The 25,045-nt window shown below is 66.5% G+C and carries 25 protein-coding genes; 16 read left to right on the forward strand and 9 right to left on the reverse strand.

Features of this window, described 5'->3' with window-relative positions:
- Window positions 1–9: 9 nt before the first annotated feature.
- Window positions 10–879 (forward strand): NAD(P)-dependent oxidoreductase, encoded by an 870-nt coding sequence (locus L1787_RS14860; RefSeq protein ID WP_235709613.1) that lies wholly within the window; start codon window positions 10–12, stop codon window positions 877–879.
- 52 nt (window positions 880–931) lie between these two features.
- Here the strand turns inward: L1787_RS14860 and L1787_RS14865 are convergent, their stop codons facing one another.
- The 6 genes from L1787_RS14865 to L1787_RS14890 all read right to left on the reverse strand — a co-directional run bounded on the left by L1787_RS14865 (window position 932) and on the right by L1787_RS14890 (window position 6,080).
- The gene (locus L1787_RS14865; protein WP_235709614.1) at window positions 932–1,675 is read right to left on the reverse strand and encodes a GntR family transcriptional regulator; all 744 of its coding nucleotides are present in this window, start codon (window positions 1,673–1,675) and stop codon (window positions 932–934) included.
- 275 nt (window positions 1,676–1,950) lie between these two features.
- Entirely contained in the window at window positions 1,951–2,967 is a 1,017-nt protein-coding gene (locus L1787_RS14870) for a DctP family TRAP transporter solute-binding subunit (RefSeq protein WP_235709615.1), read from the reverse strand.
- Between the two features lie 19 nt (window positions 2,968–2,986).
- Window positions 2,987–4,273, reverse strand: a complete 1,287-nt coding sequence (locus L1787_RS14875; RefSeq protein ID WP_235709616.1) for a TRAP transporter large permease — start codon at window positions 4,271–4,273, stop codon at window positions 2,987–2,989.
- A 2-nt stretch (window positions 4,274–4,275) separates the two neighbouring features.
- Window positions 4,276–4,812, reverse strand: coding sequence for a TRAP transporter small permease (locus L1787_RS14880; protein ID WP_235709617.1), 537 nt, complete (start codon window positions 4,810–4,812; stop codon window positions 4,276–4,278).
- A complete protein-coding gene (locus L1787_RS14885; protein ID WP_235709618.1) occupies window positions 4,799–5,590 on the reverse strand; it encodes an SDR family NAD(P)-dependent oxidoreductase in 792 nt (263 codons plus the stop codon). The genes L1787_RS14880 and L1787_RS14885 overlap by 14 nt, the downstream gene beginning before the upstream one ends.
- Window positions 5,591–5,594: 4 nt before the next feature.
- Window positions 5,595–6,080 carry a 2,4'-dihydroxyacetophenone dioxygenase family protein gene (locus L1787_RS14890; RefSeq protein WP_235710051.1) on the reverse strand — a complete coding sequence of 162 codons (486 nt, stop codon included), beginning with the start codon at window positions 6,078–6,080 and terminating at the stop codon, window positions 5,595–5,597.
- 399 nt (window positions 6,081–6,479) lie between these two features.
- Here L1787_RS14890 and L1787_RS14895 point away from each other — a divergent pair, with 399 nt between their 5' ends.
- The 6 genes from L1787_RS14895 (at window position 6,480) to L1787_RS25770 (ending at window position 12,257) form a co-directional block, all read left to right on the forward strand.
- The gene (locus L1787_RS14895; RefSeq protein ID WP_235709619.1) at window positions 6,480–7,466 is read left to right on the forward strand and encodes a tripartite tricarboxylate transporter substrate binding protein; all 987 of its coding nucleotides are present in this window, start codon (window positions 6,480–6,482) and stop codon (window positions 7,464–7,466) included.
- 87 nt (window positions 7,467–7,553) lie between these two features.
- Entirely contained in the window at window positions 7,554–8,027 is a 474-nt protein-coding gene (locus L1787_RS14900; RefSeq protein ID WP_235709620.1) for a tripartite tricarboxylate transporter TctB family protein, read from the forward strand.
- Between the two features lie 7 nt (window positions 8,028–8,034).
- Complete coding sequence (locus L1787_RS14905; RefSeq protein WP_235709621.1) at window positions 8,035–9,546, forward strand: tripartite tricarboxylate transporter permease; 1,512 nt, start codon at window positions 8,035–8,037, stop codon at window positions 9,544–9,546.
- A gap of 137 nt (window positions 9,547–9,683) precedes the next feature.
- Window positions 9,684–10,130: a PaaI family thioesterase gene (locus tag L1787_RS14910; protein WP_235709622.1), complete on the forward strand. Its 447-nt coding sequence runs from the start codon at window positions 9,684–9,686 to the stop codon at window positions 10,128–10,130.
- Window positions 10,131–10,249: 119 nt separating this feature from the next.
- Complete coding sequence (locus L1787_RS14915) at window positions 10,250–11,203, forward strand: isoaspartyl peptidase/L-asparaginase family protein (RefSeq protein WP_235709623.1); 954 nt, start codon at window positions 10,250–10,252, stop codon at window positions 11,201–11,203.
- A 325-nt stretch (window positions 11,204–11,528) separates the two neighbouring features.
- Window positions 11,529–12,257 (forward strand): calcium-binding protein, encoded by a 729-nt coding sequence (locus tag L1787_RS25770; protein ID WP_304523968.1) that lies wholly within the window; start codon window positions 11,529–11,531, stop codon window positions 12,255–12,257.
- Between the two features lie 60 nt (window positions 12,258–12,317).
- Here the strand turns inward: L1787_RS25770 and L1787_RS14925 are convergent, their stop codons facing one another.
- A complete protein-coding gene (locus L1787_RS14925) occupies window positions 12,318–14,630 on the reverse strand; it encodes a S8 family peptidase (protein ID WP_235709624.1) in 2,313 nt (770 codons plus the stop codon).
- A 572-nt stretch (window positions 14,631–15,202) separates the two neighbouring features.
- Between L1787_RS14925 and L1787_RS14930 the strand changes: the two genes are divergently transcribed.
- The 7 genes from L1787_RS14930 to L1787_RS14960 all read left to right on the forward strand — a co-directional run bounded on the left by L1787_RS14930 (window position 15,203) and on the right by L1787_RS14960 (window position 21,251).
- Entirely contained in the window at window positions 15,203–15,454 is a 252-nt protein-coding gene (locus L1787_RS14930; RefSeq protein ID WP_235709625.1) for a hypothetical protein, read from the forward strand.
- 100 nt (window positions 15,455–15,554) lie between these two features.
- Window positions 15,555–16,871, forward strand: coding sequence for an ABC transporter substrate-binding protein (locus L1787_RS14935; RefSeq protein WP_235709626.1), 1,317 nt, complete (start codon window positions 15,555–15,557; stop codon window positions 16,869–16,871).
- 144 nt (window positions 16,872–17,015) lie between these two features.
- Window positions 17,016–17,912, forward strand: a complete 897-nt coding sequence (locus L1787_RS14940) for a branched-chain amino acid ABC transporter permease (protein ID WP_235709627.1) — start codon at window positions 17,016–17,018, stop codon at window positions 17,910–17,912.
- Window positions 17,909–18,904: a branched-chain amino acid ABC transporter permease gene (locus L1787_RS14945; RefSeq protein WP_235709628.1), complete on the forward strand. Its 996-nt coding sequence runs from the start codon at window positions 17,909–17,911 to the stop codon at window positions 18,902–18,904. The genes L1787_RS14940 and L1787_RS14945 overlap by 4 nt, the downstream gene beginning before the upstream one ends.
- Window positions 18,901–19,671: an ABC transporter ATP-binding protein gene (locus tag L1787_RS14950; protein WP_235709629.1), complete on the forward strand. Its 771-nt coding sequence runs from the start codon at window positions 18,901–18,903 to the stop codon at window positions 19,669–19,671. Before L1787_RS14945 ends, L1787_RS14950 begins: the two co-directional genes overlap by 4 nt.
- A complete protein-coding gene (locus L1787_RS14955; RefSeq protein ID WP_235709630.1) occupies window positions 19,671–20,324 on the forward strand; it encodes an ABC transporter ATP-binding protein in 654 nt (217 codons plus the stop codon). Before L1787_RS14950 ends, L1787_RS14955 begins: the two co-directional genes overlap by 1 nt.
- A 273-nt stretch (window positions 20,325–20,597) precedes the next feature.
- Window positions 20,598–21,251, forward strand: coding sequence for a LysE family translocator (locus tag L1787_RS14960; protein WP_235709631.1), 654 nt, complete (start codon window positions 20,598–20,600; stop codon window positions 21,249–21,251).
- Window positions 21,252–21,267: 16 nt separating this feature from the next.
- Here the strand turns inward: L1787_RS14960 and L1787_RS14965 are convergent, their stop codons facing one another.
- Together L1787_RS14965 and L1787_RS14970 are read right to left on the reverse strand one after the other, a co-directional pair.
- Entirely contained in the window at window positions 21,268–21,747 is a 480-nt protein-coding gene (locus L1787_RS14965) for an NUDIX hydrolase (RefSeq protein ID WP_235709632.1), read from the reverse strand.
- 58 nt (window positions 21,748–21,805) lie between these two features.
- Window positions 21,806–22,678: a LysR substrate-binding domain-containing protein gene (locus tag L1787_RS14970; RefSeq protein WP_235709633.1), complete on the reverse strand. Its 873-nt coding sequence runs from the start codon at window positions 22,676–22,678 to the stop codon at window positions 21,806–21,808.
- 96 nt (window positions 22,679–22,774) lie between these two features.
- Between L1787_RS14970 and L1787_RS14975 the strand changes: the two genes are divergently transcribed.
- Window positions 22,775–24,040: an MFS transporter gene (locus tag L1787_RS14975; protein WP_235709634.1), complete on the forward strand. Its 1,266-nt coding sequence runs from the start codon at window positions 22,775–22,777 to the stop codon at window positions 24,038–24,040.
- Entirely contained in the window at window positions 24,030–24,632 is a 603-nt protein-coding gene (locus L1787_RS14980; protein ID WP_235709635.1) for a LysE family translocator, read from the forward strand. Before L1787_RS14975 ends, L1787_RS14980 begins: the two co-directional genes overlap by 11 nt.
- The last annotated feature ends 413 nt before the right edge of the window (window positions 24,633–25,045 follow it).

Genomic DNA, 25,045 nt, shown 5'->3' on the forward strand with positions numbered 1-25,045 from the left:
GGAAACACGATGTCCGCAAACGTCGCCTTTATCGGCCTCGGGTTGATGGGGACGGGCTTTACCCGCCGCCTCAATGAAACCGGCCACACCATCGCCGGCTATGACGTCGACGCCGCACGGCTCTCCGCCGCGAGCGCGTGGGGCGTGACGGCCGCCGCCTCCCCCAAGGAGTCCGCCGCGACCGCCGACATCGTGATGATCTGCGTCACCACCTCGAAGGCGATGAAAGAGGTCGTCCTCGGCAAAGGCGGGCTCCTCGAAGGCTCGGTCTCCGGCAAGACGATCGTCGACTTTTCGACCTGTGAGATCCCGGTCACCCGCGCGGTGGCAGAGGCGGTCGTCGAGGCGGGCGGAACCTTCATCGATGCGCCGGTCTCCGGCGGTCCCGGCCAGGCCGAGCTCGGCACCCTCGCGATCATGGCCGGCGGCAGCGATGCGGCCCTCTCCACCGCCCGCCCGGTGCTCGAGAATCTCGGCAAGGTGACGCACATGGGCGATGTCGGCGCCGGCCAGGCGACGAAGCTCGTCAACCAGGCGCTCTGCCTCACCAATTATTGCGTGGTCGCCGAGGGTCTGCGCATCGCCGAGGCATTCGGTGTGGACGCCTCGAAGATCCCCGAGGCGCTGGAGCCGGGGCTCGGCAATTCCGCCGTGCTTCAGGCCGTCTATCCCCGCATGGTGGCCGAGGATTTCGCCCCGCGTGGCTATGCCCGGCAGATCCTCAAGGACTTCGAAATGCTGATCGAGGCGACGCGCGAGAAGCACATTTCGCTGCCGATGGCCTTCCAGGCGGCGACGCTCTACCGGATGCTGTGCGCCGGCGGCGATGCCGAGCTCGACGGCAGCGCGGTCGTCAAGCTGATCCCGAAGCCCGAATAACGGGCCGCGAGCCGCGTCCCGGCGCCCGGTCGGCGCCGGGACGCGGGCGGCGTTAGCCTTTCGCCCCAGCCTTGCTCGCTTCGCCCTTGCGCGCCTCGCCCTTGCCCGCCTCGGCTTCACGCGCCTCGGCCTGTCGTTGCATCTGGTCGAAGGCCTTGAGGACATGGTCCTCCAAAACAGGCCGAATCGCGTCGGCCTCCCTGCGCTCCAGGAGATCGAGGATCAGCTCGTGCTCCTTGATGGCGCTCTCCCAACGCTCGGTCTTGAGGTTGGTGACGTAGCGCAGGCGATAGACCTGCGCATTCAGCCGCCGATGATGCTCGATCAGGACGCGATTCTTGGTGATCGCCACGAGGCTCGTGTGGATATCCTGATTGCGGTGGAAATAGGCCAGCCGATCGCCGCGCATATAAGCGGCGAGCATCTCGTAATGGAGGGCGCGGAGCTGGCGGATGTCCTCCGGCGTCGCCAGCGTGCAGGCGAGCGCGCCGGCAAAGCCCTCCAGCGCGCCGAGGAGCTGGAGGAGTTCGCGCTGCTCGCGGACGGAGGGCGCGGCGACCGTCGCCGCGCGCCGCGGCGCGAGTTCCACGAGGCCCTCCGTAGCGAGGATCTTCAACGCCTCGCGTAGCGGTGTGCGGGAGACGCCAAGCTCGGTCGCGAGGGTGCGCTCGCGGATCGCCGTGCCGGGGCTCAGCTCGTCTTCCAGGATGCGCTCCCGGATGAGCTGGGCGACACGCTCCGGCTTCAGCGTCGATTCGGACGGCGTTTCTTCGGTGATGTTGGCGGCAAGATCCACAGAGCGACCATTGAGCGGTGTCCGACACGGAACCGGCCGGCTCCTCGCACGCGCAGCGCCGACAAGGCGACCATCAGGCCGAGGCGGAGACGCCCGCCCCGCAAACGCGCGCGCCGTGAACCAACCGGCGACAGTATGGTATACCATATTTGCTGCGCATGCGAAGGAAAAAGCACCGCAGCCGCCGCCTCGCCGGAGCGTCGACGCCCGACATGAAAACGGGCGAGCGGAAGGCCCCGCTCGCCCGTTCATCCGCCAAAGCGGCCGATGCGCCGTTATTCGGCGTTGTTATAAGCCTCGACCGCGGCGTCGAGGCGATCCGGCCACTCCTCGCCGATCTCGCCGACGATCCATTCCCGCACCGGCCCCTGCGCCGCATCACGGAACGCGGCCGTCTCGTCCGGCGACAGCGCGGTCACGGTCAGGCCGAGATCGGACAGGATCGTCGAGGCGTTCGCGTCCTGCGCGGCGGTCATCCCGCGATGGATCGTCTTTGCGATCTGAGCGCACTCGTCGACCGCCTTCTGCTCGTCCGCCGACAGCGAGCCATAGAATTGGTCGGAGATCAGATAGACGTGCCAGGAGAAGACGTGCCCATCGAGGGTCACGTATTTCTGGTGCTGGTAGAGCGAGGCGTCGACGATGTTCGTGACACCGTTCTCCTGCCCGTCGACGACGCCCTGTTGCAGCGCCGTCGGCAGCTCCGGCCACGGCACCGGGGTCGCCGATGCGCCGAGCGCCTCGACGAGCTTGACGTAGACCGGGCTCGGCTGAACGCGGATCTTCAGGCCTTCCATATCGGCCGGGCTCTTCACCTCACGCTGGGAATTGGTGAAGTTGCGCACGCCATTGTCGGCGTAGCCGAGGACGCGGATGCCGGTCTGATCGAGCATGTCTTCGGCCATCGCGTCGCCGAACTCGCCATCCATGATCGCCCATGCCATCGCCTGATCGGTGAAGACATAGGGCAGTGCGAGCACCGAGAAGGGCTCGTAGGTGGACGAGACCGGGCCATCGTGGACGACGCCCATCTGGATCGACCCGAGCTCGAGGCCTTCGAGGACTTGGTTGCCGTCGCCGAGCTGGCTCGCGGGGAAAATCTGCACGTCGATCGACCCGGCGGTCTTGCTTTCGACGCACCCCTCGAAGGCGAGCGCGGCGGCGTGCTTGGGGGCCGAGAGGTTCGCGGCCTGGAAGTGAGCGTAGCGCAGCACCTTGGGGCTCTGCGCGAGCGCCGGGGCGGCGACCGCCATCGCGAGCGCGGACACCGCGAGGGTCTTCAATGTCTTCATGATGTTCCTCCCAATTTTCTTAATGCGTGTAGCCGAAGAGGCCCGGCACGAACGTGCTGAGCCCCGGAATGAGAATAACGAGCGCGAGGACGACGAGCTCGGCCGCCAGGAGCGGCAGCACCGCCTTCGACAGCGCCTCGAGCCGCAACCGGCCGACCGTCGAGACCACGAAGAGGACGGGGCCGACCGGCGGTGTCACCATACCGATCGCCAGATTGAGGACCAGCATCATCGCGAACTGGAGCGGGTCGATACCGAAGGAGGCGGCGATCGGCGCGAGCACCGGCGTCAGGATGATCAGCGCCGGCAGCGTGTCGATGAAGAGGCCGCAGATCAGCGCGAAGATCGACAGGAGGATGAGGACGACGAGCGGATCATCCGTCATCCCGGCGATCGTCGCCGCGAGCGTTTGCGGGATCTGCAGGTAGGTGAGAAGCCATGAGAAGATCGAGGCCATCGCCACGATCAAAAGCACCGACGAGGTCGTGAGGGCGGCGCGTGCGAAAACGCCGACGAGGACGCCCCAATTGAGCGTGCGCATCAGGAGCCCGAGAAGGAGTGCGTAGGCACAGGCGACCGCCCCCGCCTCCGTCGGGGTGAAAATCCCCCCGAGGATGCCGCCCAGAATGATGATGGGCATCACCATCGCCGGCACGGCGAAGACGGCGCTCTTGCCGAGTTCGCCCGCCGTCGCCCGGTGTTCACGCCCCCGATAGCCGCGGCGCACCGAAATGATGTGGTTCGCGGTCGCGAGCGCGACGCCGAGAAGGATCCCCGGCACGATCCCCGCGAGGAAGAGACCCGAGACGGTGACGCTCGTCTCGGAGATCGCATAGACCACCATCAGGATCGACGGCGGAATGATCGGTCCGATCGTCGCCGTTGCCGCGGAGAGCGCGCCGGCATAATTGGCGTCGTACCCCGCCCGGCGCATCATCCGCATGACGATCGCCGACGGGCCCGCCGCATCGGCGAGCGCCGAGCCCGAGATACCGGCGAACAGCATCGAGACGACGACGTTGGCGTGGCCGAGCCCGCCGCGCACATGGCCGACGAGATCGTTGGCGAGACGCAGGAGCGTCCCGGTGAGGCCCGCCGCCGTCATGAGATCGGCGGCGAGGATGAAGAAGGGCACCGCCATCAGCGGGAACGAATCGACCCCGCCGAACAAACGCTGCGTCACCATCAGCGGCGACAGCGCGCCATCCCAGAGGACGGCCGCGAGCCCCGCCATCCCCATCGTGAAGGCGACCGGCACGCCGAGAAGCAGCGTCACCACGAAGACCGTGAGAAGGATCGGCGCCATCGTCAGACGCCCTCCGCCTCGACCGGCCCGTCATCATGCGCGAAATCGCGCTCGACATAGCCGCGCAGGAAAAACAGGAGGTGGATGACGAAGAGCGCCGCCCCGATCGGGATCGCGAGATAGGGAATGCCGCGCGGAATATCGGTCGCGACGGTGCTGCGCCGCCAGCCGAAGACGACGAATTCGGACCCGAACCAGACGAGCGCGGCCATGAAGAGGAGCATCATCACCGCGATGGTGATGCGCACGACGCGCCGCCCCTGGAGCGGCAGCAGATCCTGCAGGAACTCGATCGCGACGAGCCGTCCCTCGCGCAGCGCGAGCCCCGCGCCGAAAAAGGCGCCCGCCACCATCAGATAGCGCGCGACCTCCTCCGCCCAGGTAAGCGACCAGCCGAAGAGATAGCGCAGGACGACATTCGCGAAGACGATCCCGAAGGTCGCCGCGAGCATGGCCGCGACGAGCCACCGGTTGAGCCTCGAGACCCAATCGTCCACCCGCGAGAGCATCGGCCGCGCGGGCCCGTCAGACGATTGCATAGCCGCCATCGATCGGAAGAACCGTGCCGGTCACGAAGGCGGCGGCGGGCGACGAGAGGAAGAGCACCGCCCCCGCGAGGTCTTCCGGCTGCCCCCACCGGCCGAGCGCGGTGCGCGACAGGATCGCCGCGGCGCGCGCCTCGTCCTTTTGCAGCGCCTCGGTGAGCGGGGTCGCGATCCAGCCGGGCGCGATCGCGTTCACGCGGATACCGTCGGCGGCGTAAGCGATGGCGAGCGACTTCGTCATCTGCGCGATGCCGCCTTTGCTCGCCGAATAGGCCGGCACGAGGCCACCGCCGAAGAAGGACAGCATCGAGGCGGTATTGACGATCGAGCCGATCTCGGAGCGGGCGAGGAGCGGCCGCGCCGCCGCGCACACGCGCATACTGCCATTGAGGTTGATGTCGACGACGGAGGCGAACACCTCCGGGTCGTGCTCCTCCTGGCGGCGGATGACGCCGGCGCAATTGACGACGATATCGAGCCGGTCGTGTCCCGCGACGAGGGCGGCCACGCTGTCGCCGTCCCGCACGTCGAGAACGCGCACATCGGCGCGGGCGAGGACGGGATCGGCCTTCGCCGCCTCGACCTCGCGCGGCGTCGCCCCGGTCGCCGTGACGGCGGCGCCGGCCGCGAGGAAGGCCCGCGCGATCCCCGCGCCGATGCCCGAGGTCGCGCCGGTGACGAGGACCTGCGATCCGGTATACCAGCGCTCGGCCCAGTGTTCCCCCTCCCCGGCGCCTTGGGCGGCGCCGGCGGTCTTGTCGGTCACGCTCATAGGGTCAGCGGATGAACTGATCGACGAAGTCCGCCCCGAGGCCGACTTCGATATAGTGCTTGCGGCACATGTCGATCTTCGTAAAGACGTCCTCGAATCCGATATGGTTGTTGTTCTCGTCGAGGTAGTACATGCAGCCGGTGATGTTGAAGAAGGTGATCATTTCTTCCGTGTCATCCGGCACGACGAGGGTGTGGATCTCCCCCGGCGGCTCGAACACGTAAGAGCCGGTCTCGGCGATCCAGTTGTGCTCCAGATAGTGCCACTTGCCGCGAATCACGTAGCCGTGCACGGGCGCCGGGTGCAGATGCTTCGACAGAACGCCGGATTTGCGCACCCGCAGGAGGTTGCACCACTGCCCCTGCATCGTGTTCAGCATCAGCGGACGGAACCACACGTCCTTGGCTTGCGGAACCCAGACGCGTTCATCGTCGGGCACCGCCTGGACCGCGATCTCCGCCGCGGCGAGCGGATGGGCGGAATGCGTCATATTCTCGTACACGAGGTCTCTCCTTGGATACCGCGGGGCGGCGGACCGCGCGCCTGGTCGCATCCCCCGCCTGGCATGGGGCCGCGCCGCACGAGACGCGGCGAATCCCAAGGCAAGCGGTATACCGCCCATCATTCCGCAAATACTCGTTCGCTTTGCGGCCAATGGCAACAGGTGGACCATTCGCATTTCGGCAACGCCTCGCCACCGGCCCGTCGCTCCTCCCCGGCCTCGGAGCGTCTACAACCGTGGGGCGTTTTGTCCGCATGGCCAACACGCAACCCTTCGCAGCGTTGACAATTGCACTCTACCGCTGATTAGTCTCAGCTTGAGGAAACGTCCGCGTTAAGCGGCACTCACCGCAAAAACTGCGGAAAGATACAAACGCTGGAGGAGCAGATGAAGAAGCGGACCTTTTTGACGGCTGCGAGCGCCTTGGTGGCCGCGAGCCTGGTCGCGCCAATGGCCATGGCGCAATCGGACTATCCGACCCGCCCCATTCAGATGATCGTGCCGTGGGGCGCGGGCGGCGGCACCGACGCGGTCGGCCGCATCTATGCTTCGATCCTTCAGGAAGAACTCGGCAAGCCCATCAATGTGGTGAACCGCACCGGCGGCTCCGGCGTCGTCGGCCACAGCGCCATCGCGACCGCCCCGGCGGACGGCTACACGCTCGGCGTCATGACGATCGAAATCGACATGATGCATTGGCAGGGCCTCACCGATCTCACCTACAAGGATTATGACATCCTCGCGCTCGTGAACGCCGATCCCGCCGGCGTGATGGTGTCCTCCGATTCGCCCTACAACACCGTCGAAGAGCTCCTCGAGGCGATCAAGACCGAGCCCAAGGGCACGTTCAAAGCCTCCGGCACCGGCCAGGGCGGCATCTGGCACCTCGCGCTTGCCGGCTGGATGCTCTCCGAAGGCCTGCCGCCCGATCAGGTGACGTGGGTGCCGAGCCAGGGCGCTGCGCCGGGCCTTACCGACATGGTCGCCGGCGGCGTCGACATCGTACCCTCCTCGCTCGCCGAGGGACGCTCGCTGATCGAAGCCGGCCGCGTGAAGGCCCTCGCCTCCATGTCCGACGAGCGCCAGGAGATCTTCCCCGACGTTCCGACCCTCAAGGAAGCGACGGGCTCGGATTGGACGATGGCGGCCTGGCGCGCGATCGTCGCGCCCGCCGGCCTCGACCAGGCGGTGAAGGACACGCTCGTTCCCGCCGTCGAGAAGGCCTATAACAGCGATCAATATAAGACCTTCATGACCGATCGCGGCTTCGGCATGCGCTGGGCCGGCCCCGAAGAGGCCACCAAAATGATCGGCGACGACGATCAGGCCCTCGGCGACGTCATGAAGAAAGCGGGCCTCGCCAACGCCGACTGATCGACCTGTGCGGACCGGTGGGCGCCCCGATGGAGCGCCCACCCCTTCCATCGCAGTCTGCGTCAGCGGCACAGAGCGACGACCTCTATGAAATTCAATGATCTGAGCCTCGGGCTCATTGTCCTTATCGGCGGGATCGCGGTCTTCCTATCGGCGCTCCAGTTCACGCCGATCCCCGGCCAAGCCTACGGGGCGGACACGATGCCCCGCGTGATCGGCGCCGGAACGATCATTCTCGGCCTCGTCCTCATCGTACGGGGCGTGATGACGGACGGAATGGTGCCGCGCCTCGCGCGCGCCGAATGGGCGCACTCGCCCCGCGCCATCCTCAACCTCTTGATCGCGATCGCGCTCGTCATTCTCTATATCGTCTTCTCGCCGAGCATCGGGTTCGTCATCTGCGCGCTCGCGCTTCAGCTCGCCTTGATGCTGATGCGCGGGGTCCGGCCGATCCCGGCGATCATCGTCTCGATCATCGCGACGGTGGTGATCCAGCAGGCGTTCGGCCGCCTCCTCCTCGTCCCCCTTCCGCGCAACGCCGCTTTCGGCTTCTTGTGGTGATCCGCCCATGACCGTTCTCGCGGAAGCCTTCGGCCTCGTCTTCCAGCCCTACGTTCTTCTCGTCATCCTGGGGGCGGGCTGTTTCGGCATGTTCGTCGGCGCCATTCCGGGCCTCACGGCCACGATGGCGACGGCGCTTCTCGTGCCCATCACCTTCTTCATGGACCCCGTCCCGGCGATCGCCGCCATCGTCACGGCAACCGCGATGGCGATCTTCGCGGGCGACATTCCGGGCGTTCTCCTGCGCATGCCCGGCACCCCGGCGAGCGCGGCCTATGTGGAGGACGCGTTCCGCATGACGCGCGCGGGGCGCTCGGAAGAGGCGCTCGGCGCGGTCCTCATCTTTTCGGTGATCGGCGGCCTCGTCGGGACCGTGGTCCTCGTCACCGCCTCGCCCATTCTCGCCGAGGTCGCGCTGAAATTCTCCTCCTTCGAGTATTTCTGGCTCGTCCTGCTCGGCCTCTCCTGCGCGATCTTCGTGTCGCCGGGCTCGGTCTCGCGCGGAGTCCTGTCGCTCATCATCGGCCTCTTCGCGGCGACGATCGGGATCGACAACCCGGCCGGCCAACCGCGCTACACCTTCGGCAATGTCGAGCTTCTCGCGGGCGTCCAGTTCATCCCCGCGATGATCGGCCTCTTCGCGGTGTCCGAGGTGTTCCGCTCACTGGTGCGGGGAAACGAGCGACCGACGACGATCCCGGTCGCGAAGAAGAGCATCTTCCAGGCGCAATGGTCGAACCTGAAGCGCTATCCGATCCAGGTCGTCCGCGGCAGCGCCCTCGGCACGGCGATCGGGGCGCTGCCTGGCGCGGGCGCGGACATCGCGGCGTGGATCTCCTACGCCGTCAGCAAGAAGATGTCGCGCCATCCGGAAAAGTTCGGCACCGGCCATGTCGAGGGCCTCGTCGAGGCCGGCTCGTCGAACAACGCCGCCGTCAGCGGGGCGTGGATCCCGGCGCTCGTCTTCGGCATTCCGGGTGATTCGATCACCGCGATCGTGATCGGCGTCCTATACATCAAGGGCATCAACCCCGGCCCGACGGTGTTCATCCACAATCCGCAGATGATCTACGCGGTCTTCATCGTCTTCTTCGTCGCCAACCTCTTCATGTTGCCGCTCGGGTGGCTCGCGATCAAAGCGGCGCGGCGGATCTTGTCGATCCCGGAAAAGATGTTGATGCCGATCATCCTGATGTTCTGCATCATCGGCTCGTTCGCGATCAACAACTCGCCCTTCGGCATCATCCTGATGCTGATCTTCGGCGTCCTCGGCTTCCTGATGGAGGAGAACGACATTCCGATCGCCCCGGCCATTCTCGGCCTCGTGCTGGGGCCGATGCTGGAGCAGAACTTCATCACCTCGATGATCAAGGCGAACGGCAGCTTCCTCGCCTTCTTCGAGCGGCCCATCGCGGCCGGGCTCGGCATCTTCACGATCGTCATCTGGATGATCCCGCTGATCGTTCTCCTGATGCACCGCCGGAAACGCTCCACCGCCGACGCCGCACGCAGCGCATGAGCGCAAGGCGGAGGGCTCGCGCCCTTCGCCGCCCACACCTCCGCCGCCCTCCCGCCGGAATCGACGCCGCGTCATTTGCCAGATCGCGAGCATTCGTGCGATGAGGCTCGCGCCTCATCATCCCGGACCGGAACGCTATGACGGATGCCCCCGCCGAAACGCTCGCCTTCGACCCCGCAGCGCACGGCTGGGATCCTTATTCGGACGACGGGTTCATCGGCCATGTCGGTCCGCTCTGGCAGCGTCCCGGTGAGGCCGCGCCGCATTATGCCTTCCTCGTCGAGCACAAACACCACAACCGCCGCGGCGTTCTCCAAGGCGGCATGATGATGACGTTCGCCGACCGCTCGATGGGCATGACCGCGTGGTACGCCAACGAGCAGCAACCGCAGGCGACCGTGCAGCTCGACGTTCATTTCATCGACGCCGTGCAGGTCGGCGAGTTCGTGGAGGCCGATTGCGAGGTCGTCCGCCGCACCCGCTCGCTGATCTTCGTGCGCGGCACCTTCCGCGTCGGCGCGCGCACGGTGGCGACGGCGAACGGCGTCTGGAAGACCGTCCGCCACCCGAAGCCGGCAGCGTGACGTTCGCCTAAGGCCCGCGCCGGGCCCCGGCCGGCCGCGCGAAGCACGCCCGCCCCGACACCCCGATTGCGAGCGACGGACGCGCGTGCGACACCGATCGTGTGGGGGAGCGTGACACGATGACGGCAGCGATAGCGATCCATGGCGGAGCGGGCGCGATCGAGCGCTCGAAACTCGGCGCCGACGGCTACGAGGCGACGCTGCGCAGCTTGGCGGAAGCGCTGCGCGCGGGCTGGTCGCATCTCGCGGCGGGTGCGTCGGCGGTCGACGCGGTCGAGGCCGCAGTCATCGCGCTGGAGGACGATCCGCTCTTCAATGCCGGCCGCGGGGCCTGTTTCAACGCCGACGGACTCCACGAGTTCGACGCGGCGATCATGGATGGGCGAACCTTGTCGGCGGGCGCCGTCGCGGCGTGCCGGACGGTCCGCAATCCGGTGCGCGCGGCGCGATCGGTGATGGACCACACGCGCCACGTCCTTCTCGTCGGCGAGGCGGCGGACGCCTTCGCGGCGGCGGAGGGCCTTCCGCAGGAGCCGCAATCCTATTTCCACACCGACCGTCAATGGTCGCACCTCGAACGCGCCCGCGCCCGGGCCGCGGGGCGCCAGTCGGGCACGGCGACCGACGCGGAGCGCCACGGCACGGTGGGCGCCGTCGCGCGCGATCGCGACGGGCACCTCGCCGCCGCGACCTCCACCGGCGGGATGACCAACAAACGCCCCGGCCGGGTCGGCGACACGCCGCTGATCGGCGCGGGCACCTATGCGCGCGACGGAATCTGCGCGGTCTCCTGCACCGGGTCGGGCGAGGATTTCATCCGCGCCTGTGCGAGCCACACCGTCGCCGCGCGGATCGCCTATGGCGGCGACACCCTCGCCGCGGCCGCCCACGCCACGCTCCATGACGATATCGTCGCCCATGGCGGTGGCGGCGGCCTCATCGCCGTCGGTGCGGACGGCGGCATCACGATGCCTTATTCGAGCGCCGGCATGTATCGCGGCGCCATCGACACGGCCGGCCGCATGACCGTCGCGATCTATGACGAGCGCCACGAGATCTCGCTCTCACAATGAGCGCGTGCCCGCCCGCATCACCGCGGCGGGCCGGACCATTCGGCCTCTGAGCCGCGCCAGACGGCGATAACTCGCCGACGAAAGCCCACATCCGAACGAGCGCCTCCATCGACGGCCGCGTGTTGCGGGCGACGCGCCATGGCGCGCGGCCGCTCGCCACGGCGCGTGCGGTAGAATTGCCCCGCGCGCACAATCATAACCTCTTCTTGATATAATCGATCCCTCAATTCGCACGCAACATGTATAGATTTTCATATTTCTAATGATAGATAATCATGTTAATGGTGAGAGTACGTTTAAAAAGCGACAGATAAGGTGATCAACTATGGCGTTCATGAAGCTGTTCCGCCCGCTGGATATGCTCAATTTTCGGACCTTGAATGAGGAAATTGTCCAATCCAACAGCAGTAAGATCATCACCGAATCGACGAATCCGAATTACCCGACCGACACGATCTTTCAAGGCAGCTTCACCTATGATCCGGACGGCACGCCGAACGGCACCGTTGAGTCGGTGTTCTATAAGGCGTTCGGAAATCGTCAGTACACCGTGAAAGATCTGGACGTCGACGCGACGGATCTCTTAGCGGCCACCACCAGCGCGACCACGTACCGGTTGATGTTCAACGATGCGGACAAGTTCAACGGATCGTATGGCCCCGATCACCTCCTCGGCTTCAGCGGCAACGACACGCTTCTCGGCAATGGCGGGGATGATTATCTGTCCGGCGGATTGGGCAAGGACACGCTCTTTGGCGGCAACGGCAACGACACGCTGAATGGTGGGCCTCAGGCCGACGTGCTCGTCGGCGGACGCGGTGCCGATCGGTTCTTCTTCGACGATCGGTCCGCGATCGACACGATCAACGACTTCGACCGTCGAGACAAAATCATCATCGACGCCTCCAACTTCGATAGCGGGTTTTTCGGCACGGGCCCGAGCGACGTGCGCATTGTCACCGGGAACGCATTCGACCGCGTCGTGGTGGACGGGGATGTCGTTGCCAAGGTCTTCGGTGAATCGGTCACGATCGACGATATCTCGTTCGCCTGAGTCCGGCCGCCCCGGCCCGTTCGATCGGGCCGGGATCTTCTGCAGGTCGGCGCGCGGCGGTCAGACCATCAGGTCGAACCCGCCCCCCTGGTTCGCGTTGGACATCATCCACGCCCCCGTGCCCATCGACGGCCCCTCGAAGAACCAATCGAAGCCCGGACGCGAGACGCTCGCCTCCGCGACATTACTCCTCACCACATCGTCACCGTCCGCAGCATAGGCCACGGCCTCGCTGGTGACGGTGTTGAACCAGCCGAGACGCACCTTCGGCACGGTTTGCTCGAAGAGCCACGTCTCGCCGACATCGAGCTTTCCATCCGCGTCGGTGTCGCCCGAGATGAGATCGTCCACGGTGAGCACGATATCGTCGCGGCGGAACCGCGTCCCGTTGTCGTCGACGATCGAGGTGAAATCGAGCTCCGCGTCACCGGGCAAAACGCTCTCATTGGTGAGGCTATAGGCGTAGGTGACGGCGAAATCGCGCTGTGACAGCGCCTGGAAGAGGTTGAAGACGCCGCCGAACAGACCCTTGACGGGTGTGTTCGGAACGAGCTCCGCCGACTTGTCGAGAACGATGAGTGGCCCATCCAGCGCGGCAAGGGCGCGATCGGCCTGGATGAGACCTGCACCGGACGCCGGATCGACGCCCGGATCGGCACCCGGACCGTTATAGGGATTGTTCATGTCGAGCGCGGTCGCGGACAGGACTTCGCCGATCTCCGCCGGCGACAGCGAGGGATCGCGCTCCAGCATCAGCGCGGCGATCGCCGCCGCGTTCGGCGCCGCCGCGGACGTGCCGAAGAAATTCGGAAACGCGTCGTCGTCCGACCCTTGTGCGCCGAAGAAGGTCGTGTTGCCGCCATCGGACGCGGTGAAGCTCACATTGTTGCGCATCTCGGGCGACGGAAGCGCGTTCCCGGCCGTGTCGTAGTAGATCGGAATCCCGCCGAGGGAGGAGAACGACTCCAAAATCGCCGGATCGGTGCCGTAGGCGGGTGTGTTGATCCATTCCGCGGCGCCCACGCTGAAGGCGCCCGGCGCCTGGGCATGACCGTAGGAGGTCGGCCCGCCCGAACTATACTCGGCGTTCACGAGCGGCAGACCCGGCCCGTAGATCGTCACGCTGATCGCCTCCGGCGCCACGCCTGAGACTTTCTCGATCACGAGACCCACATCGCCGGCGGTCGTGACGTCGACCTCAAACACCGCCACCGGGTCGCCGCCGATATCGGACTCCATCGCACCGAGACGCACACCGCCGGTGATGGCGGGAGCCGCGAGCGGATCAGTGCCCGCCGCCGCGAGATAGACGTCGAGATCGGTCTGCGCGCCGGGGCTGTCGGGGCCCGTGCTCGCATAGGCGTCGGACCATTGAACGACGATGGTATGACTGCCGACCGGAAGCGATAGATCGAGCACCGGGTCGATGCCGGGACCGGGATCCCAATCGTGCGTCGTCGTGACGGTGTCACTTTCGGAGCCGAAATAGCCCACGATCCCAGCGTCGACAAACGGGCCGAGATAGCCATTATTCGCCTGATTGCCGGCCGATGAGAAATACGGCACCCCGTCGGCGACGACTTCGGCGACGGCCTGGGCCACCGGACCATCGGCGAACGCCGGCTCCGTGAAATAAATGACGTCATCGACGATGACGGTCGAACCGGCGTCGCGGAGCGCGCGGATATTGTTGGCAAAGCTCGCGACGCCGTTGAAGGCCGACGCGAACTGAATGTCGGCGCCAGGCGCGATATCGTAGGCGAGCTGGGCCATGCCTCGCCCTTCGTCCGTCGCGATTGCGGTATTGACGATCTCCTCGAGCACGAGGACGTCGGCGGGAAGGTCGCCACTCGCCACGTCATCGGCATAATGGGTCGAGGCGGAGGTGTCGGCATCGAAGCTGTCGGACAGGATGCCGATGGTCTGCCCGGCGCCGGTCACGCCATAGGTGGTTTGGGCGACATCGACAGCGAGAGCCTCGACATCCTGCGACGTGACGGAACCGACGGAGGCTTGGAAGAGTGACGCGGCCGCCGATTGGAGCGAGCCGAGTGCGTTCAATTCGGCAAGCCCATCGACCGGAACATAGGCGGAAACAACGCGGCCGGCCTGCTCGACATGGAGCGCGCCGAGATCGAGGAGATCATCCGCGAGGGTGTCCGAGCCTCCGCTCGCGCTGATCATGTCGACGAGGACGTAGAACCGGCCTTCGATCTCGACGACATCCGGCGTGGTCGCCGTGATCCCCCGCGCGGCTGGCGCCATGGTGCGCGCCGCAGCCGCTCCCCCTTCGATGTTGCTTGAAAGGTTGAACAAGAGCGCGTCGAATTTCGACGATTTTTGTGCCTCCAGCGCGGCGAGATCGTCACCCATCTGCAATAGCCTCCTGATCGCTTCCAGTATTTGTTTTGAATCGTTGAGATGCTTTTTGCAGCCCCGTTTTATGATGATCAAAGCCTAAATCGCGTCGACCACACCCTATCGGCCGCGGCGCTTCGCCCGGACTTCGGGTGGACGCATCAATGTGTCTCATCGGTGATGTCTTTTTGCTCGCCAACGCCACGATGATCGCGCGCGGCGCAATCCCAGATCCAACGGCCCGTCATCGGGCGTGGCGCCGATAAAGGCAGACTGGCGAAACTGTATCCAATTGCCACCAGAGGGCGCAGGATCTGCGCACACCTTCGCCACCCAGCGTGGGGATAAGCGCCGAATTCCGGCACGTTTTCCGCGCTTGCCGCCGTGGTCGTTTCAAGCGGGTCTTTACCAAAGGATCCATTGGCGTTAAACACAGATTACGAATGCCCGCTCGGGCACTCTCGTGAGCAATTCGCTCAACCCGCCACAAATGCCGGAATAGACGTTGCGGCCCTGTCGCGACGTCGAAGCAGAGCAATGGTCCATCTGACGGCCGCACCCTCTCGCGGTGGACCGCAATGGAGCTGATGAAGGACACTGATCTCACCACCGCGAATGGACGACTTTGCGTGCTGATCGCGCGCTCTTCGTACATCGCCGATCATCGCATGCGTTCGTGTGGCGCCCTGTCGCCGCGTCGCCCGCGCCTGCGTGTGAGATGCCGTCCCGCCCGGCACACCGGCCGATCGAACGCCGCCGAACTGCACCGCGGCCATCACCGTCACGGCCACCGCAATGCGGTGCTTCGATCGCGTTTCGACGCGCAGAAGGTCGGCTGAGCGAACCCGCCCGATCATGGCCGCCGGATGCGCCGCATCCGGCAACCGCGCCGTGTTCCTTTCATCGATTCGATTTTCGCCACACGGAGACAAACGACGTATGACGACTTTTACCCGCCGCCACGCCCGGCGGCTGTGTTCCGCGACCTGCCTCGCGGCAGCGGCCCTTTTCGCGACCGCATCCGCCCAGGCGCAGGACAGCGTCAAGATTGGGTTCGTCTACTTTCTTTCCGGCGCCGGTGCCGCCTACGGCACCCCGGCCCGTGACAGCGCCGCTATGATGGTGGACGCGCTCAACGAAGGTTCGCTTCCCGCCCCCTACGACACGGTCGGGATCAACGGCGTCTCGATCGAGCCGATCTTCATCGACGAGGCCGGCGGCACGCGAAAGCAGATCGCCGAATATCGCCGCCTCGTCGAGCGCGAAGGCGTCGACATGGTGATCGGCTACAATTCGAGCGGCAACTGCAACGCCCTCGCCCCGATCATCGAAGAGCTCGAGACGCTGACGAACTTCTTCCATTGCGGCAATCCGGGCCTCTTCGAGGACGTCGACACCGACCCCTATTATGTCGTCCGCTCCGCGCCGATGGGCACGATGGACCAGGTCGCCCTCGCCCGCTATCTCGCGGCGAAATTCCCGGACGCCCTCTCCGTCTCCGGCGTCAATCAGGATTATTCCTGGGGCCAGGACAACTGGGTCGAGTTCAAGGCCGCGATGACCGCGCTGAAGCCCGACACGACCTATAAGAACGCCCTCTTCCCGGCGCTCGGCGCGGGTGATTATGGCAGCGAAATCTCCGCCCTCGCCTCCGATCCCGCCGACATCACTTTCGTCTCCTTCTGGGGCGGCGACGCCGATGCGCTGATGCTCCAGGCCGCCTCCCGCGGGCTCGGCGACGACACGACCTTCGCCTTCACCCTCGGCACCGGCGTGATCGACGGCCTCGGCGAGAACACGATCGAAGGCACCATCGTCGGCGCCCGTGGTCCGAACTCCTATCTCGCGAAATCGACCCCGCTCTCCGACTGGTTCGCCGCGAGCTACGAGGAGACCTATGGCCGCTATCCGCCGCTCGGCGCCTATGTCGCGGCACAGGGCATCCTCGCGATCAAGGCGGCGGCCGAGAAGGCCGCGTCCGAAACCGGCAACCTGCCCGAGACGGACGCGATCATCGAGGCGCTGCGCGGCCTCACCTTCGAGACCGTCGACGGCTACCCGATCACGATGGCCCTCCATAACGGCCATCAGGGCATCTCCGACACCGCCTATGGCGTCTATACGGGCTGGGATTCGGATGCCGGCATGCCGATCATCGAGGACGTCACGGTCTATCCGGCCGAATGCGTGAACCCGCCCGAGGGCGTCACCGCCGTCGAGTGGATCGAATCCGGCTTCGAGGGCGCGAACTGCTGAGCGCCTTGCGGGAGCGGCATTCGTGCCGCCTCCCCTGCCGCCCCGACCCGAGGCGACGCGCCGACGGCCGGGGTTCGCATTCGCCCGCCTTGACGGACGCGCTCCGGCGCACCGCCAAGGCAACCTGAACCCAGCAGAGTGTCCATGAACCTTGCTCTGATCGTCCTCGTCGACGGTATCTCGTATGCGGGCTGGCTGTTTCTCGTCGCGATCGGCCTGACGCTCGTCTTCGGCGTCCTGCGCCTTCTCAACATCGCCCATGGCGGGTTTTACGCGATCGGCGCCTATGTGGCCGCCTACGCGATCGGTGTCGCCGCCTCGAACGGCTTCGGGACCGCGCCCCAGCTCCTCCTCGCCTTCGCGGGCGCCGCGATCGTCGGGGGGCTTCTCGGCCTCCTCATCGAGCGCACCGTTCTCGTGCGGCTCTACGACCATCCGGAGGTCCTGACCCTTTTTGCGACCTACGCCCTCTTCCTCATTCTGGAGGACGTGACGAAGCTCGTCTTCGGCGGTGGCTCGCTCTACGCCTTCCAGCCGCGCAACGCGTTCGGCACGGTCGAGATCGGCACGCTCAATTATCCGGTCTATGACGTCCTCACCGTCGCCGTCGCCGTTCTCGTCGCGCTCGGGACCTGGTTCGTCCTCAACCGCACGCGCACCGGACGCTGTGTCACCGCGGTCGTCCACGATCGCGAGATGAGTGCCTCGATGGGCGTCAACGTCGCCGCGATCATGACCGGAACGTTCATCGTCGGCTCGATGCTCGGCGCGTTCGCCGGCGCGGTCACCGCCCCCAAGATCGCCGTCAATCCGGGGATCGGCGTCGAGGTGATCGTGCTCGCCTTCGCCGTCATCGTGATCGGCGGGCTCGGCTCGATCGGCGGCGCCGTGATCGGCGCGCTCGTCGTCGGGATCGCCCGCGCGGCCGCGACCCATCTCGCGCCGGACCTTGCCGTCTTCACCGTCTACGCCGTGATGGCCGCCGTCCTCGCAATCCGCCCGTACGGGCTCTTCGCTCGACCGATGGCCCGCAAGATATGAGACATCTTCTCGATCCCACCGTCCTCGTCGTTCTCGCGGGGGCGATCCTCCTGTCGTTCGCCCAGTCGATGATGCCGGGCTGGGTGACCTACCTCCTCCAGATCGCGATCGCCGCCTCCTTGCCGGCGCTCGGCTGCATGATCATGCTGCGTTCGGGCCTCCTCTCCTTCGGACAGGGCCTTTATTATTTCCTCGGCGCCTATGGCGTCGCGCTGGCGCACGAATATCTCGGCGTCTCGGATGCGGTCCTCGCCATCGTCATCGGGGCCGTCGCCTCGGCGATCGTCGCCGTCATCGTCGGCCCCTTCCTCGCGCGCTATCGCGGCATCTTCTTCGCGATGCTGACGCTCGCTCTGTCGATGGTCGTTTACGGGATGGCCGTGAAGATGGACCTTTTCGGCCGGAGCGACGGTCTCAATGTCGGCCGTCTCACCTATTTCGGCATCACGCCCTCGCGCGCCTGGTCGCAGACGTCCCTCTTCCTTCTGTGCGTCTGGGTGTGGGCCATCCTCGGGATCGCGACGCACATTTATCTGCGCTCGCGCTTCGGCAAGCTTCTCTCCGCGATCGAGGACAACGAGACGCGCGTCGAATATCTCGGCTGGTCGGTGAAACGGGCGGTCTATATCAACTATATCGTCGCCGCCATTCTCGGCAGCGCCGGCGGCTCCCTCGCCGCGGCCGCGGCCCGCTATGCCGACCCGAGCCTTGCCTATTGGACGACGTCGGGCGAGTTCGTCTTCATCGTGCTCATCAGCGGGCAGGCGAGCGTCCTCAGCCCCCTGTTCGGCTCGGTCTTCCTCGAAACGCTGCGCACCTACGCGTCGGCCTTCTTTCCCGACGAATGGCAACTCGTCCTCGGGGCGGTGATGCTCGTCATCATCCTCTTCCTGCCGCGCGGGCTCGGCCACCTCTTCGTCCTCGCCCGCCGCACGATCACCCGCGGGCGCACACCGCGCCCGTCACCTGAAACGGAGGGACGTCAGTCATGAGCACGCCGATCCTCGAATGCCATGAGATCGCGAAGTCCTTTGGCGGGTTCGCCGCCGCGAACGCCATCGACATGCGCGTCGACGAAGGCGAGTTCGTCGGCATCATCGGCTCGAACGGCGCGGGCAAGACGACGCTTCTCAACATCGTCTCCGGCCATCTGAAGCCGACGACCGGCCGCGTGATGTTCCGCGGCGAGGACGTGACCGGCGTGCCCGCCCGCGTTCTCGCCCGCAAGGGCATCGCCCGTTCCTTCCAGGTGCCGCAGCTCTTCGCCACCTCGACGGCGCGCGAGAACATGATGCTCGCGACGAGCCTTCTCGCCGAGCCGCGCCGCGCGATCGTCTCCCGCTTCGACGACCATCACCTCGCCGAGGCGGCGGACGAGGCGCTCGACCATTATGGCATCGCCGAGCACGGCGACAGTCTCGTCAGCGAGCTGCCCCAGGGGGTGCGCAAGCTCCTCGATATCGCGATGGCGACGTCCGCCGATCCGAGCCTCGTCCTCCTCGACGAGCCGACGAGCGGCGTCTCGAGCGACGAGAAGAACGACGTGATGCAACGCCTCGCCGACCGCTTCGGCGAGGATCGCACCACCGTCGTCTTCATCGAGCACGACATGGAGATCGTCCGCCGCTACGCGACCCGCGTCGTCGCGTTGACCGACGGGGCGGTGATCGCCGACGGCCCGCCCGATGTGGTCTTCGCCGATGCGACCGTCTCCAAGGTGATCGTCGGCGAGCCGGTGTCGGCGGCGGAGAGCGCCTAATGCTGCGCCTCGACAACATTTCCGTCTCGATCGGCGGCGCGTCGATCCTGCGCGATGTCTCGATGGATGTTGGCCCGAACGCCTTCGTCGGCCTCGTCGGCCGCAATGGCGCGGGCAAGACCACGCTGATGCGCTCGGTGATGAACCTCATCCCCATCGACAGCGGAACGATCGCGGTCGCCGGACGCGACACGACCCGTGCCGCCCCGCACACCCACGCCCGCGAAGGCGTCGGCTATATGCCGGAGGATCGCCGCCTCGTGCCGGATTGGACCGTGGAGGAGAACATCCTGCTACCGGTCTGGGCCGCCCACACCGACGATGCGGACGCCCGCCTAGCGCGGATCTACGGGCTGATCCCCGAGGTCGAGACGGTGTCCGATCGGCGGGCGATGCAGCTTTCCGGCGGACAGCAAAAGCTCGTGGCGCTCGCCCGCGCGTTCGTCGCCGGCACGCGCCTCATGATCCTCGACGAGCCGTTCGAGGGCGTCGCCCCCGCCCTCGTCCAGCGCCTCGTCGAAATCCTGTCGACGCTGCGCCAGGAGGGCGACCATAGCGTGCTGATCTCCGAATCGGACGCGCTTTATTCGACCGGCCTCGTCGACGCCGTCTATACGATCGAGCGCGGGCAAGTGGCACTCGGCGCGGCGTAATCCGCCTCGCCGGGCCGGCCACGGCGGCCGCCTGAACGCATCGCGCCCCAGCGTCTCCCCGCCGAGCGACGCCGCGCCCCGATCGGCGATCGCCGGAGGGCGAAATCCAGCCTGCGCCTTACGCCATCGGCGCACGCGCCGGTCGGCGAGACGCCTGGTCCAACGATCCCCGCGCAGCGCCCGGCGCCATCTCGACATCGCCCGGGCGGTCGGGCCATGCTCCACCAGCGGCGCCCCCGCCGCTCGGAGCGTTTCGTTCAGCGGAGATCGCACGTGCTGTCAGACATCGGCCCTGTGCTCCCCAGCCTTCTCCTGATCCTGTCCGTTTTCGTGGTCGGCGCCGCGAGCCCTGGTCCGGCAACGCTGATGATCGTGAACGTCGCGGCCGGCGAAGGCCGCAAGCCGGCGGTGATCCTCGCGCTCGGTATCGTCACCGGGTCTATTGTCTGGGCGATCGTCGCCGCGCTCGGCTTCGTGGCTGCGCTGAAAACGTCGGCGTTCGTATTCACCGCCATGAAGATCGCCGGGGGCGGCTATCTTCTCTATCTCGCCTTCAAGTCCATCCGGTCGGGCCTCAGGGGGCAGCACCGCCTGCAGCGGCCGGCGATGGCCGGCACGGCGCCGATGCGGCCCGCCAGGCAGTTCTGGCGCGGACTCCTCCTTCATCTCACCAACCCGAAGGCGCCGCTCGTCTGGATGGCGACGCTCTCCGTCGGCACCACCCCGCACGCCTCGCCGGCGCTGCTCTTCGCAGCGATCGCCCTTTGCGCGACGATGGCGGTCCTGATCTTCGTCGGCTACGCCCTCCTCTTCTCCACCCGCCGCGCGAGCGCGATCTATGCGGCGCTGCGCCGTCCGCTCGACGTTCTCGTCGGCACCCTGTTCGGCCTCGCGGGCATCAAGATCCTGACGCTGAAATCGGTGTGAGCAGAGCGGACGCCGCTCAGAACGGTTCCGTCGCCGCGCCGCGCGCGAGCCCCGCCGCCCGTCGCGCCACCTTGGCGACGTCGAGGCTGAGGGCGAGCGCCGCCTCATCGAGATCGTCGAGCTGGAACCAGCGCGCATCGAGCGCGTCGTCGCCGGCGACCGGCTCGCCGGACAGCCAGTCGCACAGCACCGCGATCAGGATGAAATGCCGGCGGATGTGGCCCGTCTCGTCCCGGTCGAACGCATCAACGGCGGTGAACACCTCCCGCGCCCGTCCCCGCACCCCGGTCTCCTCGAAGAGCTCCCGAACCGCGGCCGCCTCGATCGGCTCGCCGGGCTCGATCTTGCCGCCCGGAAAGCCCCAATGCCCCGCGTCCGGCGGATTGGCGCGGCGCACCAGGAGAACCTTGTCCTCGCGGAACACGGCCGCGATCGTTGCCGCGATCGGCGGTGTGGCAGGCCCTGCGCCGTGCCCGTCGCTGGTCGTTCCGCTCATGGCGTCTCCTTCGTGATCGCATGCGCCGACGCTGATGATGACACGCGGCGAACCCGTCTCAACCGACGGGTGCGACCCGTGCGAGCGTTTCCCGGCGCAATGCATCGGTGAGTGCCCGCCCGATCGACGATTCGTCCGTCGCCCGCAACAGCCGTACTTCGATCGACGGCAGTGCCGGCAGCGCGAGCGCATCGCTCGCCCGCACGATATCGGGCGGCATCGCGTGCTCGGTCCGAACGGCGAAGCCGAGATCGGAGCGCAGAGCGGCCCAAATGCCCGGCAGGCTCGGCGTCGTCACCGCCGGATGCCAGCGCCGCCCCGCCCGCTCGAGCGCCGCAAGCGCGGCCTGCCGAAACAGGCAAGGATGATCGAAGAGGACGAGCGGGAGCCGATCGCGCGCAGTACCATCATAACCGTCGTGGGCGAGCCAGCGCATCGCCATGGCGCAGAGCACCTCCCCCTCGCCGCCCGCCCCTTCGGGATAGAAGGCGACCGCTCCGTCGAGCCGGCCGGCCCGCACCTCTTCTGCGAGATGGTGGTTCGGACCGGCACGGACCTCGACATGGACGCCGGGATGGGAGGCGGCGAACGCGGCGAGCGTCGCGGGCATCACGTCGTCGAAAAAGTCCTGCGGCATCCCGAGACGGACCGTCGCGGCGACGGTGTTCGCCCCGAGCGCCCGCGCCGCCTCGTCATTGAGGGCGACGATACGCCGGGCATAGGCGACGAACGCCTCGCCGGCCTCGGTCGGAACGAGCCCCCGCCCTTGCCGCACGAAGAGCGGCGTGCCGGCCTGCTGTTCGAGCTTCTTGAGCTGCATGCTGATCGCCGACTGCGATCGGCCGACTTCGACGGCGGCGCGCGCGAAACTCTTGAGGTCGATCCCGATGACGACGGCGCGCAGCGCGTCGATGTCGAATGCCGGATTCACTTCACCCAATCCAAATTAGTACTTCATTCATATTCGTTATTCAAAAGTGTAGGGCGTTGTTAGCGTCGCGGTCAATTCCACCGGACCCGCCTCCGCATGACGAGACCGATATCGACCCGCCCGACAGCCGCAAACGATGAGAGCCGCCACGCGGCGATCGTCGTCGTCGCGGGCGGCACCGTCCTCGCGCTGTCCTTCGGTGTCCGCTCGGTGTTCGGCGGGGTGATCGAGCCGATCTCGACGACGCTGTTCGATGGACGGATCGAGGTGTTCTCGCTGTCGATCGCGATCCAGAATCTCGTCTGGGGCCTCGCACAGCCCGTCTTCGGCATCATCGCCGACACGTTCGGCGACCGGCGCGCTTTGTGGCTCGGCTTCGTCTCTTACCTCGCCGGCATGGCGCTCTCTATCGTCGGAACGACGGCGCTCGCGCAGCATCTCGGCGCCGGTGTCCTCGTCGGAATGGGAATTTCGGGCACGGCGTTCGGCATCGTTCTGACGGTCGTGGGACGCGCCGCACCGGAGGACAAGCGCGGCGCCTATCTCGGCATCGCCTCGGCGATCGGATCGGCCGGCCAGGTCGTCCTGCCCCTTCTCGTGTCGGTCCTCATCGCGTGGCTCGACTGGCGCCTCACGCTTCTCGTGATCACCTTCGCGCTCGCTCCGATGGCGCTCTGCATTCCGCTCTTGCGGGCCGGGCCGGCCGAGAGGGCGCCGACGAAGGCGGAGGCGATCGGCCCCACGCTGAAGGCTGCGTTTTCCTATCCGAGCTACCTTCTCCTCGCCGCGGGGTTCTTCGTCTGCGGCTTCCATCTCGCATTCATCACGGCGCATCTGCCCAATTATGTGCGCAATTTCTGCATCTCGTCGGCATCGCCGAGCGAACTCGAGGCGTTGGGATTGCGCGCGCTGGCGCTCGCAGGCCTCACCAATATCGTCGGCACGCTGGTCGCCGCACGCCTCGGGATGCGCTTTCCAAAGCCCGGCATTCTCGCCGCGATCTACGCGATCCGCGCCGCCGTCATCCTGGTGTTCATCTGGCTTCCCCTCACGCCGCTTTCGCTCATGATCTTCGCGCTCGTGATGGGCGGGCTCTGGCTCTCGACCGTCCCCCTCACCAGCGCATTGGTGCTCACGATGTTCGGCCCGCGCGCGATGGGCGTCCTCTTCGGTTTCATCTTCCTCAGCCACCAGCTCGGCGGCTTCGCCGGCGTCTGGCTCGGCGGCGTGTTCTTCGACCGATATGGCGGCTATGACGAGGTGTGGTCACTCGCGATCGCGCTCGGCATTCTCTCTTCGATCGCCCACCTCCTCGTCGACGAACGGCCCGCCCCGCGCGCCGCCCTCGCCCATGGCGGATGATCTCTTCGTCCTCTGGCTCGCGGCGGTTCCCTTGATGGGCAGTCCCGGCCCCGCAACCCTCAGCCTTGCGGGCATCGGCACCGCCTTCGGCTTTCGGCGCGGCCTTCCCTATCTTCTCGGCATCATCATCGGGACGACGATGGTGCTCGCGATGATCGCGACCGGCATCACTGCTTTGGTCCTCGCCGAGCCGGCCATCGTGCTCGCCCTTTCCGCGGTGGCGGGGCTCTACATCCTCTATCTCGCCTGGAAGATCGCGACGGCGCCGGTCGGGCCGCGCGCACCCTGGCGCATGACCGACGCGCCGACCTTCATGCCGGGTCTCGCCCTCGCGGTCGCGAACCCGAAGGCGTTCGCCGCGATCGGCGCGGTCTATGCCGGTAACGGGCTCGTCGCCGGCTCCCCCACGGCCGACGCGATCGCGAAGACGGCCGCGCTCGCCGTGGTGATCCTCGTGGTGAACACCGCTTGGCTAGGCTTCGGCGCCGCCTTCTCCCGCCTCCTCACCGACGAGGTGTTCGGCCGCGCCATCAACATCGTGTTCGCCGCGCTCCTGATCGCCTCTGTCGCGCTGGTGTTCATGACCGCCTGACGGATCCGTTTTCGCCGGATCATGGCCGACAGGCGATGCCGACGCGGACAGCAAACCGATTCAGCAACCCGCTTAATTCGCCGTCAGCTCGGATTTCACGCCGCGCTCCGGGGGTCCGCCACCAAAGCGGCCTCGCCGGGCACGCGCGCGATATCAGTTCGCCAAACCGCCGGTTCCGGCCGGGCTTTTCCAGGCGAGCAAGCATTCCGCGCCCGATCGACGAGAAAACCCGGCCGCACATCTGCCGAAATTTGCTTACGCGACAGCGAAGTACACAACAGAGGCAAATGATACGCTGCGCTGCACAAAATATATGCATCGCCCAATATGACCGACGATTGCGCAAATCGGGGTTGACACAAGAATTATAGTATACTGAAATCCGAGTATAGCAGAGACGCCAGTCTCCCTGC

This window comes from Acuticoccus kalidii (assembly GCF_021556395.1).
GTDB classification, from domain to species: Bacteria; Pseudomonadota; Alphaproteobacteria; order Rhizobiales; family Amorphaceae; genus Acuticoccus; species Acuticoccus kalidii.

What these genes read in the sequence shown, in the direction of transcription:
- L1787_RS14860 (WP_235709613.1), top strand. Translation starts at nt 10, where the DNA reads ATGTCCGCAAACGTCGCCTTTATCGGCCTCGGGTTGATGGGGACGGGC.
- L1787_RS14870 (WP_235709615.1), bottom strand. Translation starts at nt 2,967, where the DNA reads ATGAAGACATTGAAGACCCTCGCGGTGTCCGCGCTCGCGATGGCGGTC.
- L1787_RS14875 (WP_235709616.1), bottom strand. Translation starts at nt 4,273, where the DNA reads ATGGCGCCGATCCTTCTCACGGTCTTCGTGGTGACGCTGCTTCTCGGC.
- L1787_RS14880 (WP_235709617.1), bottom strand. Translation starts at nt 4,812, where the DNA reads ATGCAATCGTCTGACGGGCCCGCGCGGCCGATGCTCTCGCGGGTGGAC.
- L1787_RS14885 (WP_235709618.1), bottom strand. Translation starts at nt 5,590, where the DNA reads ATGAGCGTGACCGACAAGACCGCCGGCGCCGCCCAAGGCGCCGGGGAG.
- L1787_RS14890 (WP_235710051.1), bottom strand. Translation starts at nt 6,080, where the DNA reads ATGACGCATTCCGCCCATCCGCTCGCCGCGGCGGAGATCGCGGTCCAG.
- L1787_RS14895 (WP_235709619.1), top strand. Translation starts at nt 6,480, where the DNA reads ATGAAGAAGCGGACCTTTTTGACGGCTGCGAGCGCCTTGGTGGCCGCG.
- L1787_RS14900 (WP_235709620.1), top strand. Translation starts at nt 7,554, where the DNA reads ATGAAATTCAATGATCTGAGCCTCGGGCTCATTGTCCTTATCGGCGGG.
- L1787_RS14905 (WP_235709621.1), top strand. Translation starts at nt 8,035, where the DNA reads ATGACCGTTCTCGCGGAAGCCTTCGGCCTCGTCTTCCAGCCCTACGTT.
- L1787_RS14910 (WP_235709622.1), top strand. Translation starts at nt 9,684, where the DNA reads ATGACGGATGCCCCCGCCGAAACGCTCGCCTTCGACCCCGCAGCGCAC.
- L1787_RS14915 (WP_235709623.1), top strand. Translation starts at nt 10,250, where the DNA reads ATGACGGCAGCGATAGCGATCCATGGCGGAGCGGGCGCGATCGAGCGC.
- L1787_RS25770 (WP_304523968.1), top strand. Translation starts at nt 11,529, where the DNA reads ATGGCGTTCATGAAGCTGTTCCGCCCGCTGGATATGCTCAATTTTCGG.
- L1787_RS14925 (WP_235709624.1), bottom strand. Translation starts at nt 14,630, where the DNA reads ATGGGTGACGATCTCGCCGCGCTGGAGGCACAAAAATCGTCGAAATTC.
- L1787_RS14930 (WP_235709625.1), top strand. Translation starts at nt 15,203, where the DNA reads ATGAAGGACACTGATCTCACCACCGCGAATGGACGACTTTGCGTGCTG.
- L1787_RS14935 (WP_235709626.1), top strand. Translation starts at nt 15,555, where the DNA reads ATGACGACTTTTACCCGCCGCCACGCCCGGCGGCTGTGTTCCGCGACC.
- L1787_RS14940 (WP_235709627.1), top strand. Translation starts at nt 17,016, where the DNA reads ATGAACCTTGCTCTGATCGTCCTCGTCGACGGTATCTCGTATGCGGGC.
- L1787_RS14945 (WP_235709628.1), top strand. Translation starts at nt 17,909, where the DNA reads ATGAGACATCTTCTCGATCCCACCGTCCTCGTCGTTCTCGCGGGGGCG.
- L1787_RS14950 (WP_235709629.1), top strand. Translation starts at nt 18,901, where the DNA reads ATGAGCACGCCGATCCTCGAATGCCATGAGATCGCGAAGTCCTTTGGC.
- L1787_RS14955 (WP_235709630.1), top strand. Translation starts at nt 19,671, where the DNA reads ATGCTGCGCCTCGACAACATTTCCGTCTCGATCGGCGGCGCGTCGATC.
- L1787_RS14965 (WP_235709632.1), bottom strand. Translation starts at nt 21,747, where the DNA reads ATGAGCGGAACGACCAGCGACGGGCACGGCGCAGGGCCTGCCACACCG.
- L1787_RS14975 (WP_235709634.1), top strand. Translation starts at nt 22,775, where the DNA reads ATGACGAGACCGATATCGACCCGCCCGACAGCCGCAAACGATGAGAGC.
- L1787_RS14980 (WP_235709635.1), top strand. Translation starts at nt 24,030, where the DNA reads ATGGCGGATGATCTCTTCGTCCTCTGGCTCGCGGCGGTTCCCTTGATG.